Genomic DNA, 3055 nt, shown 5'->3' with positions numbered 1-3055 from the left:
CCATATTCCCCGGGATATTAACGCCTGATTCGCTGCTGATAAAAATAACCCGGCCCCAGTTCTTCTCCAGCATCCCGGGAAGCAGGCGCCTCGACAACCGGATGCCGCTCATTACATTCACTTCAAATATTTTCTGCCAGTCTTCATCTTCAATATCTGTAAATGCTTTCAGTTCAAATATTCCGACGTTGTTTACCAGGATATCAATATACGGCAATGAATCCAGTAAGCTGTTCACTTCCGTTACTTTGGTAAAGTCGGCCGCAATGCCCGATACTTCGGCGCCCGGTATTTCATCCTTCAGCCGCTGTACTGCCATAGCGGTTCTTTCCGGTGTTCTACCGTTGATGATCACCGTGGCTCTTTCCTGCAATAATGCTTTGGCAATGGCATAACCTATACCTTGTGTTGATCCGCTGACAAAGGCTGTTTTGGATGTCAGTTGTAAATCCATGTACGTTTTTTTTATTTTATGAAGATGAAAATATTATTTTGTATTGATCATTACAAAAATATCTAAAAAAAATCAGCGTAGTATTTCCAGCTGCATATCAATCTGTTTAAGCAGTATTTTATTATCAGGATACATCCGCCTGGTAACGTTTATACCATTCCACAGGGTGATCAGGTAGCGGCCCAGTATCACCGGGTCGGTTTGATTTTTCATGGTTCCTTCCCTCTGTGCCCTGCGGATGGCTTTAGTATAAAGATGTTCTGTCTCCTTCAGGATGGCCACGGCTTCCTCTTCCAGGTCTTTATCAAGAGCGGCCATTTCCACCACTGTGTTCACCACCAAACATCCCTGCAGGTGCGTATCATGATCGGCCCGGGCTATGCTGCGGAAAAAGTCCCTGATCAGTTCCATGGGGGCATCGCTTTGATTAAGCGCGGTTTCAAACGCCCTGAATGCTTCCCTGCGCTGGTTAAGCGCCTTGCGGAACAGTTCCTTCTTCCCTCCTTTGAACGTGTTATAAAAACTGCCACTGCCCATTCCTGTTGCCGTTAGCACGTCTTCCAGGGAAGTAGCGGTAAATCCTTTTGTCCAGAAAACCTTCTGGGCTTTTTCTATCACTTCTTTATTATCAAATATGGCGGGTCTTCCTCTCATACATCTATATTTTGTGTTAATCAATACAAAAATAGGTATTTCTATAAAACAAATGCACTTTGATGTTTAATATTAATGTTTGAAGTAGTTCCACAGGTAAGCGGAAATGTTCCTGATGAGGGTTTGGGCTTCGTTATCGTCTGTCCACCGCTGGTCCTTATTATTTTTGGTGCCTACATAAAATACGTACTCACCGCGTGGTTCGTTCACCAGTATTACTTCCGACCTGGAAGCATCCAGGGAGCCGGTCTTATGCGCGGCCTGTACATAGGGAGGAATACGCGACAGCCCTGTTTCGTCATAATAGCCATGTGTCATGAGCCGGTACATCCGTTCTGAAGCGGCTTTACTGATCACCTCTCCCCGGCGGATCTTCACCAGCAACGTGGCCATTTCCCGGGGGGTAGTCATGCCCCAGCCATATACTTTCCAGATCGCCTCACGACCTGGAGTACGGGAATTAACGCGGGTAACGGCCAGCCCGTACTGTTCCATTAACTCATTGATACGCTGCCCGCCTCCGGCCAGTGCCTGGTTCCAGATAGACGCGGTGTTATCGCTGTAAGACATCATCAGCGCCAGCAACACGCTGAGCTCTGTAGCGGTGCTGTCCCTGAAAAACTGCATCAGGCCTGATCCGCCGTATTTGATGGAATCCCGGTATATCAAAGGCTGATGATATTTCAGTTCCCCTTTTTCAATTTTATCGAAGACGCCCACCAGGATAGGGATTTTAACGATGCTGGCAGTGGGAAAAATGGTATCGGCATTAATGCCGGCATAACGCCCGGTTCTAAGATTCTTCACATAAATTCCTACGTCCCCGTTAAACCCGGCTACAATATTTCTTAACCCCTTTTCAAGTTTCCGGTCTTCCTGCGAAAAGGCCAATACAGGCACAAACAATAGTAACAGCAACAATCGGCGCATATGTATGATATGTTTGCTTTAAGTTATAAAACAACAGGCAATTTTTCATAAGGGATTTTGCCCGGGTGTACCAACCAATTTTTGATAATAGTTGTTATCTGGTTAAACGATAATATTTCACAAAAATGAGAAAGATTATTTTAAACCTTGCCATTACACTGGATGGTTTTATTGAAGGGCCCAATGGTGAGCTCGACTGGCTGGTGAGAGATGAAGGAACAGATTTCGGCGATATTCTTAACGATATCCTGGCCGACAAAGACATTATATTCTATGGAAGAGTAAGCTATGAAAAATGGGGCAATACCAAGCCGGATGAGCATGCAAGCCCAAAGCTGAAGCAAGCGTATGATTTACTTCATAGCAAGACGAAATATGTTTTTTCAAAAACCCGGACAGGCGATGGTACGGATGCTGTTTTCATTAATAACAACATCCCGGAAAAGGTGGCTGAAATTGTGCGGCAACCGGGGAAAAACATCTGGCTTTATGGAGGGGGCAAACTGGTTACCACTTTCCTGAATGCAGGCCTGGTAGACGTTTTTAAACTGGCGGTGCACCCGGTGATACTGGGCCGGGGTAAACCACTGTTTGAAAATATCCGGGAAAAACACCGGCTCAAATTACTGGATGCAAAAGGTTTTGCGTCAGGCGTTACCTTGCTGACCTATGAAAGGGCTCGCTGATACGATATCGTGAACCATACATTCACCTTGTCCGGTTATCCATATACTGATGATGGCAGGATAATAATGGATGGAGGCAGTTCCACCTACACCCGCATCAAAAATTAACCCTTGTACTCCCGGATTTAATCACCACATTTGTAACAGGGATCAAACAACTTACCATGAAGCCTGTTCAATCACCGGCGAAGCATCCGGCCGTGGAAAAAATCCTTCACAGTTACGATGAAACCACGTCTGCGCTTGCCTCTCAGCTCCGGGACTTTCTGTTTCAACATCTTGAAAACATTTCCGAACTGCCGGACAACACGGCAAATATCATAGGCTACGG

Annotated in this window: 4 protein-coding genes; 1 reads left to right on the top strand and 3 read right to left on the bottom strand. The window is 45.8% G+C overall.

The window, feature by feature from the left end; all coding sequences use genetic code 11:
• The 3 genes from VIM72_RS04725 to VIM72_RS04715 all read right to left on the bottom strand — a co-directional run.
• On the bottom strand, positions 1-454 hold a 454-nt coding region (locus VIM72_RS04725), incomplete at its 3' end, for an SDR family NAD(P)-dependent oxidoreductase (protein ID WP_332001715.1).
• Positions 455-526: 72 nt separating this feature from the next.
• Positions 527-1108: a TetR/AcrR family transcriptional regulator gene (locus VIM72_RS04720; RefSeq protein WP_332001714.1), complete on the bottom strand. Its 582-nt coding sequence runs from the start codon at positions 1106-1108 to the stop codon at positions 527-529.
• A 72-nt stretch (positions 1109-1180) separates the two neighbouring features.
• Positions 1181-2038 (bottom strand): serine hydrolase, encoded by an 858-nt coding sequence (locus VIM72_RS04715; protein ID WP_332001713.1) that lies wholly within the window; start codon positions 2036-2038, stop codon positions 1181-1183.
• 125 nt (positions 2039-2163) lie between these two features.
• On the opposite strand from VIM72_RS04715, the gene VIM72_RS04710 reads away from it, so the two are divergent.
• Positions 2164-2724, top strand: coding sequence for a dihydrofolate reductase family protein (locus VIM72_RS04710; protein WP_332001711.1), 561 nt, complete (start codon positions 2164-2166; stop codon positions 2722-2724).
• The last annotated feature ends 331 nt before the right edge of the window (positions 2725-3055 follow it).

Source organism: Chitinophaga sp. (assembly GCF_036569185.1).
GTDB lineage: Bacteria > Bacteroidota > Bacteroidia > Chitinophagales > Chitinophagaceae > Chitinophaga.
This window is presented reverse-complemented; position numbering and strand designations above follow the sequence as displayed.

What these genes read in the sequence shown, in the direction of transcription:
- VIM72_RS04715 (WP_332001713.1), bottom strand. Translation starts at nt 2,038, where the DNA reads ATGCGCCGATTGTTGCTGTTACTATTGTTTGTGCCTGTATTGGCCTTT.
- VIM72_RS04710 (WP_332001711.1), top strand. Translation starts at nt 2,164, where the DNA reads ATGAGAAAGATTATTTTAAACCTTGCCATTACACTGGATGGTTTTATT.
- VIM72_RS04720 (WP_332001714.1), bottom strand. Translation starts at nt 1,108, where the DNA reads ATGAGAGGAAGACCCGCCATATTTGATAATAAAGAAGTGATAGAAAAA.